Origin of the sequence: Amycolatopsis alkalitolerans (assembly GCF_006152065.1) — a bacterium.
Lineage (GTDB): Bacteria > Actinomycetota > Actinomycetes > Mycobacteriales > Pseudonocardiaceae > Amycolatopsis_E > Amycolatopsis_E alkalitolerans.
Genome location: NZ_VDFW01000042.1, coordinates 45,386 through 51,870, shown reverse-complemented (window position 1 = coordinate 51,870; position 6,485 = coordinate 45,386). Strand labels below are relative to the sequence as shown.

Annotated in this window: 7 protein-coding genes; 4 read left to right on the top strand and 3 right to left on the bottom strand. The window is 67.3% G+C overall.

The genetic code is table 11. The annotated features are described in order from the left end of the window. Positions 1–233 precede the first annotated feature (233 nt). Genes FG385_RS30780 through FG385_RS30770 form a run of 3 tightly spaced genes read left to right on the top strand, consistent with a single transcriptional unit; the run spans position 234 to position 2,223 of the window. Positions 234–1,001: a CoA transferase subunit A gene (locus tag FG385_RS30780; RefSeq protein ID WP_139100312.1), complete on the top strand. Its 768-nt coding sequence runs from the start codon at positions 234–236 to the stop codon at positions 999–1,001. Then, positions 998–1,660 carry a CoA transferase subunit B gene (locus FG385_RS30775; protein WP_139100311.1) on the top strand — a complete coding sequence of 221 codons (663 nt, stop codon included), beginning with the start codon at positions 998–1,000 and terminating at the stop codon, positions 1,658–1,660. Before FG385_RS30780 ends, FG385_RS30775 begins: the two co-directional genes overlap by 4 nt. Next, positions 1,657–2,223, top strand: coding sequence for an alpha/beta fold hydrolase (locus FG385_RS30770; RefSeq protein ID WP_139100310.1), 567 nt, complete (start codon positions 1,657–1,659; stop codon positions 2,221–2,223). Before FG385_RS30775 ends, FG385_RS30770 begins: the two co-directional genes overlap by 4 nt. Positions 2,224–2,313: 90 nt before the next feature. Here FG385_RS30770 and FG385_RS30765 read toward each other — a convergent pair whose 3' ends face one another. The 3 genes from FG385_RS30765 to FG385_RS30755 form a co-directional block, all read right to left on the bottom strand. Then, positions 2,314–3,582 (bottom strand): cytochrome P450, encoded by a 1,269-nt coding sequence (locus FG385_RS30765; RefSeq protein WP_139100309.1) that lies wholly within the window; start codon positions 3,580–3,582, stop codon positions 2,314–2,316. A gap of 376 nt (positions 3,583–3,958) precedes the next feature. Further along, positions 3,959–4,432, bottom strand: a complete 474-nt coding sequence (locus FG385_RS30760; protein ID WP_139100308.1) for a nuclear transport factor 2 family protein — start codon at positions 4,430–4,432, stop codon at positions 3,959–3,961. Between the two features lie 39 nt (positions 4,433–4,471). Beyond that, a complete protein-coding gene (locus FG385_RS30755; protein WP_160148929.1) occupies positions 4,472–5,707 on the bottom strand; it encodes a cytochrome P450 in 1,236 nt (411 codons plus the stop codon). 208 nt (positions 5,708–5,915) lie between these two features. Here FG385_RS30755 and FG385_RS30750 point away from each other — a divergent pair, with 208 nt between their 5' ends. Next, complete coding sequence (locus FG385_RS30750; RefSeq protein ID WP_139100306.1) at positions 5,916–6,485, top strand: VOC family protein; 570 nt, start codon at positions 5,916–5,918, stop codon at positions 6,483–6,485.

The following is a 6,485-nucleotide window of genomic DNA, read 5'->3' as shown; positions in this document are numbered from 1 at the left end:
GCTGTCTTGGAGGACGACCTCTCCTACCGGAGCTCCGCTCCCATCTCTGGCACCGACACGCCACAACAAGATCCTTGATCAGCAGCCACGACCGCTAACTGAACGGCTTTGCGTCTAGTGGACGGCGCCCCGGCAGGTCGCCGCGGAGATCGTCGCACTCGCCGCGGACGGCGCCGGCGCGCGGTAACGCCGGCAGCCGTCACCATCCAGCACTTCTGAGCCCCGGAGGACCCATGGACAAGACCGTCGAGTCGGCGGACTCAGCGGTACGCGACATCCCGCCCGGCGCGAGGCTCGCCATCGGCGGCTTCGGCATCTGCGGTATCCCGTCGGACCTCATCGAAGCGCTCGGCCGGCAGGGCGCGACCGACCTGGAGGTCGTGTCGAACAACTGCGGCCTTGACGCGGTCGGTCTCGGCATTCTCCTTTCCGCCGGGCGAATCCGCCGGATGATCGGTTCCTACGTCGGTGAGAACAAGGAACTGGCGCGCCGCTACCTCTCGGGGGAGATCGAGATCGAACTGACCCCGCAGGGCACCCTCGCCGAGCGGTTGCGCGCGGGCGGGTCGGGCATACCGGCGTTCTACACGCTCGCCGGCGTGGGAACGCAGGTGGCGGAAGGCGGGCTGCCGTGGCGGTACGCCGTCGACGGGTCGGTCGCGGTCAAGTCCCCGGAGAAGGAAGTGCGCGCCTTCGGCGATTGCGAATACGTGCTCGAAGAGGGGATTGTCAGCGACTACGCGTTGGTCCGGGCCGCGAAGGGCGATCGGCACGGCAACCTCGTCTATCACCGCGCCGCCCGCAACTTCAATCCGCTTGCCGCCATGTCAGGCAGGATCACGATCGCCGAAGTGGAGGAACTGGTGGAGCCCGGTGAGATCGACCCGGACAACGTGGACACCCCAGGCATCTTCGTGCGGCGTGTCGTCCTCGCCCGCCCTGCCGAGAAGCTGATCGAACGGCGGACCGTCAGCCCCGGACCCGTTAAGGACTCGCTCTGATGTTGACCAGGAACGAACTCGCCGCGCGAGTCGCGCTGGAACTGCGTGACGGCCACTACGTCAATCTCGGAATCGGGCTGCCGACCCTGGTGCCGAACTTCGTACCGGACGGCGTCGACGTCGTGTTGCATGCCGAGAACGGCATCCTCGGCGTCGGCCCGTACCCGTCCGAGGATGACGTGGACCCGGATCTGATCAATGCGGGCAAGGAGACGGTCACGGTACTGCCGGGCGCATCGCTGTTCGACTCGGCGATGTCGTTCAGCATGATCCGCGGCGGTCACATCGACGTGGCGGTCCTTGGTGCCATGCAGATCTCGCAGGACGGTGACCTCGCCAACTGGACCATTCCCGGCAAGATGATCAAGGGTATGGGCGGCGCGATGGACCTGGTCTACGGCGCGAAGTCGGTGATCGCGATGACCGAGCATGTCGCCAGGGACGGCAACCCCAAGATCGTCAAGGCATGCACGTGGCCGCTCACCGGCAAGCGCTGCGTGAACATGATCATCACGAACATGGCCGTCATCGACATCACCGCCGATGGCCTGGTCCTGCGTGAGGTCGCGCCCGGTGTTTCCGTGGCCGAGGTCCGCGACGCGACCGAGCCCGTGTTGCGGGAGTCCCCTGAACTGCGCGAAATGGTGCTGCCCGCGTGACGCGCGAGCGGGCCGGCGTGTCGCGCTGGAGCGATTCCCAGCCCGTCGTCGTGCTGGTCCACGGCGCGTTTCATGGTGCATGGTGCTGGGAGCCATTGCTCGGCGACCTGGCACTGCGCGGTGTCGCCGCTACCGCCGTCGAACTCCCGTACACCTCGTATGAGGACGACGTCGCCGCGGTGCGTCGCGCCGTGGGGGAGGCGAGTGGTCCGGTTGTTCTCGTCGGGCACAGCCTGGTCGGGGGACTTGTGTGCAGCGCGGCTGCGGCGACGTTCTTCTCCGACGTCGCGCCTGACGTCGCCGGGCCGGCGGTTTCCAGGCTGCGTCCGGTGAGCGCGTCCTCGATGACCGGTGTTCCCCCGGGCGAACCGTGGCGGACGAAGCCGGCGTCGTACCTCTTCTGCACCCGGGATCGCGCGCTTCCGCTGGAGGCACAGCGCGCCTTCGCCGGTTGTCTCGCCGGAACGACCCACGGCCTCGACACGTCGCACTCGCCGTTCCTGACCCGGCCGGCCGAGGTGGCCGAGATCGTGGCGGGATGGGTCCAGGCGAGCCGGTCCTGAGTCGATCGGTGCCGACCAGGTCAGCTGAAACGCCCTGGCAACGAAGTGAGGGCGCTCGCGGGCGCCCTCACTTCGTGGTGCTCGGCCGATTCAGTTCGGCTCGGTGACCAGCGTCTGGACGCCGGGATCGGCGGCGCCCGGCGGCCGCTTGCGGGGACCGGGGGTGAATCGGACCGGGATCGAGTACGGGCCGACGACGATCGGGGCGTTCGCCGGCGGGCCGTCGTTGAAGGTCCACTTGGTCGGGCCGGTGGGCTCGAGGTCGGGCATCCGGGCCATGAGCTCGCGGAACATGACGGTCAGCTCGAGCCGGGCGAGGTGGGTGCCGAGGCACAGGTGCGGCCCGAAGCCGAACGCGAGATGGTGGTTCGGGTCGCGGCGGATGTCGAGCTTCAGCGGGTCGGCGAAGGCGTCGGGGTCGCGGTTCGCGGCGGCGAAGAAGGAGGCGACCTTGTCGCCCTTCTTGATCTGCTTCCCGCCGACTTCGACGTCGTCCAGCGCGGTGCGACGCTGGTAGAGGATCGGCGTGACCCAGCGCAGCAGCTCCTCGACCGCGGTGGGCACCAGTCCGAGGTCGGCGCGTAGGTCGGCGAGCTGGTCCGGGTTCTGGAACAGCACGTCCATCCCGCCGCCGACCACGTTGCGGGTGGTGTCGCCGGCCGCGGTGAAGATGAGGGTGAAGTCGATCGCGAACTGTCCGAAATCGACCTTGCGGCCGTCCACCTCGCCGAACGCCAGCCTGGTCACCAGGTCCTCGCGCGGGTTCGCCCGCCGGTCGTCCCACACGGTCTGGGTGTAGGCGCCGAGCTCCTGAGCGGCGGCCAGCCCGTCCCCGTCGGTGAGCGACTCGGCGTTGATGAAGCGGTCCGCGATGTGGTACATGTTCACCATGTCCTGCCGGGGCAACCCCATCAGGTCGGCGGTGACCCACGCGGCGAGCTTGCCCGCGATGTCCGCGACGAGGTCGCATTCCCCCTTCTCGATCACCTCGTCGATGACGGTGTCGACGACCTGCTCCACCTTCTCCGTCATCGCGCGGACGGAGCCCGGCATGAGCTCCTTGCCGACGTGCCGGCGGTGCAGCGTGTGGTGCGGCGGATCCGACATGATCAGGTGCCAGTAGTTGACCGAGTCGCCCAGGGAGGTGGCGTCGTTGACGGTCACGGTGGGAAAGGACGAGAACAGCCGCGGAGTCGAATTGACCCGCTTGGCGTCCGCATACTTGGTCACCGCCCAGTAACCAGGGCCGTCGCCCGGCTCGGGCTGCCACGACACGGGTTCGGTCGCCTGCAGATGTATCAGCTGGTCGATCGGCTCGCCGTGGATGTACGAGGTGGGCGCGAGCAGGTCGATCTTCATTGGAGGACCTCCGGAGGTTCGTGCACCACGGCTGTCACCCGGTGACGGCCGCTCTGGTGTTCGGCGCAGTTTAATTGTGTCTCGTTCATGAGTACAATGGGCTGTCCGCGAGTGTCACCTATCCGTGTCGACGACCGTCACCACAATTAGAACATGAGTTGGCGCTTGCCGGTACCCTTGACGCGTCGCTGGGCGGCCTCTAACGTTCGCCTTAACATAATTGGGATTTTCCGGCCGTGGCGGCGAGCCGGGCTGACGAGGGGTGGGCCGGCATGACCGAGACGAAGGCGGTTGACGAGTTCAGACTGCTGGACCCCGCGACGTTGGCCGATCCTGTCGAAGGGCTGACGTGGGGCGCCGGGCCCGCCGGCGTGGTTCAGCGCTTGCCGACGTTGAGAGACCGGCCGAGGCCGTCATCGTCCCGCCCCCACTGCCGGCGAAAGACGCGTGCGGCGATCCGCCAGCCGTCCGCCGTGCGGACCAGGTCGTCGTCATAGCGGCCGGCGCCGACGAACATCCGCCCGTCGCCGGCGACATGGGTGGCCTGCACGTAGCTGGTGCAGTGCGCGGTGTCGCCGGCGACCGCGACGTGGACACTCCCGATGAAGTGCTGGGTCGACGCAAGCTGCTCCAGGATGCCGATGCTCATCTCGAGGAATTCCGGGAAGCCGCGCTCGAAGGGCGGCAGCGAGTCGTAGTCGATCGTGGCGTCGGGCAGAAACACCGACCGCACCATGTCGTAGTCCCGGGTGTCGAAACCGAAGACATAGCGGCTCAGGTTCTCCTGGATCGCCAGCTTGTCGGTCAGGACCTGCGCGGTGGCGGCCTCAATGGTCTGCCGTTCGGGCACGGATGGCTCCTCTCTCCGGCAGCGATGCCGAGATGTCGATCAGATCGTCTCGAAGGTCAGTGGCAGCACGTCGAGCCGGTTGACACCACCCATCGGGCGGTTATGGATCTCCGAATGCGGTATCGCGAGCCGCAGGCCGGTGAGCCGGTCGAGGATGCCCTCGAACGCGATGCGGGCTTCGGCGCGGGCGAGCGCGGCACCGATACAGAGGTGCACGCCGTGCCCGAACGCCATGTGGCCCGGGCCCTCCCGGTGGATGTCGAAGGTTTCGGGGTCCGGGTAGTAGGCCTCGTCGTGGTTCGCGGAGTTCCAGAGCAACCGGACGCGGGAGCCCTCCGGCACCTCGACACCACGCACCTGCGCGACCGGCTCGGCACCCAGTTCGACGGTGCGGGTCGTCCAGCGCGATGGGCTGATGATCCGCAGACTCTCCTCGAGCATCCGCGGGATGAGCGAACGGTCGGCGGTGACCTGCGCCAGCACCTCCGGGTTGGCCAGCAGCAGCCGCATCGTGCCGCCGATCCAGCTCGCTGTGGTCTCGTTACCCGCCACCAGGAAAATGCGGATCAGGTCGAGGATCTCGTCGCGGTCCAGCGGACGCTCACCGCCGACCCGGGCGGTGACCAGGTCGCTGATCATGTCGGTGCCGGGATTCTCCCGCCGCTTCTCGATCTCCTTCGCGAAGTAGTGCTGGAACTGGACGAAGCCCCATTTGTGTTCGATCTGCTGTGCGCGGCTCAGGCCCTCGACGAAGGTGATCGTCGCGACGATCTGGTCCGACCAGTGCATGAACTTGTCCTGGTCACGCCGGTCGATGCCGAGCGCGTCGGCGATCACGTAACCGGGCACCAGCGCGGCGAACTCGCTGAGGAACTCCACCTCGCCGCGGTCGGCGAAGTTGTCGATCAGGCCGGAGATGATCGACTTGATGGCGGGCTCGAGATCTTTGACGACTTTCGGCGAGAACGCGCGGTTGACCAGCTTGCGGTAGCGGGTGTGTACCGGTGGGTCGTTCGGCGTGAGTGTGGGGACCTCGGGGAAACCTTCGGCCTGGATCGCCTCCAGCTCCGGGTCGCCCTCGCCGAAGATCGGCCGATGGCTGGAGAACAGGTTGGGCCGCTGCGCGGCGCCGCGGACGTCGTCGTAGCGCGCGAGCGAGTACACGCCCGTCTCGGCGTCACGGTGCACAGGACACTCCGACCGCATCGCGGCGAAGTATGCCTCGGGGCACGCGACTACCTCCGGCGACCGCGGGTCGAAATCACTGAGTGTCATCCGGTCTCCTCCAGCACGCGATGCAACAACACAACTTGACCATAAGACTGTCTGGCTGGTCAAGCGACCGGCTTCGATGATACCTGTCCCTCGGGCGGCGGGACACCGCAATGGTGTTCCAGGGTTCCCGCAGCAAGTGTTGCTCGGATAACATGATTTCGATCTCGCTGACCTTGATACCCCGTACTCCAGACGGGAGTCATGCCCCATGACGCCGGTGGTCCCGTTCGACGTCGTCCAGAACGCTTACCTAGTCCCGGATCTCGCCGCGGCCTGTCACCGTTTCCATGAGCTGTACGGCATCGGGCCGTTCTTCCGCGGCCGTCCGCACGCGCTGGGGGACGTGGCATATCGCGGGGCTCCGATCGCCGAGCCGGTTGTCGTCGAGATCGCGTGTGCGCAGGCAGGCGAGGTACAGATCGAGTTGATCGCGGAGTCCTCGCCGGGCCCGAGCTGCTATCGCGACATGTACGAGTCCGGCGAGGGAGGTCTGCACCACACGGCGGTGTTCACCGGCGACTACGAGGGCGCGAAGGCGGCGCTCGTGGCCGCCGGCGATCCGGTGGCGATGGAGTTGTCCGGCCCGCAGGACTGCCGCATCTGCTACCTCGACACCCGCCCGGTTCTCGGCCACATGCTCGAGCTCTGCCCGGAGGTTCCCGCGATCCGGCAGGTGTACGCCTACATCCGCGAGCAGAGCACGCGGTGGGACCGTCGCGAGCTCATCCAGCCGCTGGACTTTCGTGCCGTACCAGCGGTCCCCGGTCGGCAGGCATAG

Coding starts and splice junctions, on each gene's coding strand:
- FG385_RS30765 (WP_139100309.1), bottom strand. CDS start 3,582: ATGAAGATCGACCTGCTCGCGCCCACCTCGTACATCCACGGCGAGCCG.
- FG385_RS30750 (WP_139100306.1), top strand. CDS start 5,916: ATGACGCCGGTGGTCCCGTTCGACGTCGTCCAGAACGCTTACCTAGTC.
- FG385_RS30755 (WP_160148929.1), bottom strand. CDS start 5,707: ATGACACTCAGTGATTTCGACCCGCGGTCGCCGGAGGTAGTCGCGTGC.
- FG385_RS30780 (WP_139100312.1), top strand. CDS start 234: ATGGACAAGACCGTCGAGTCGGCGGACTCAGCGGTACGCGACATCCCG.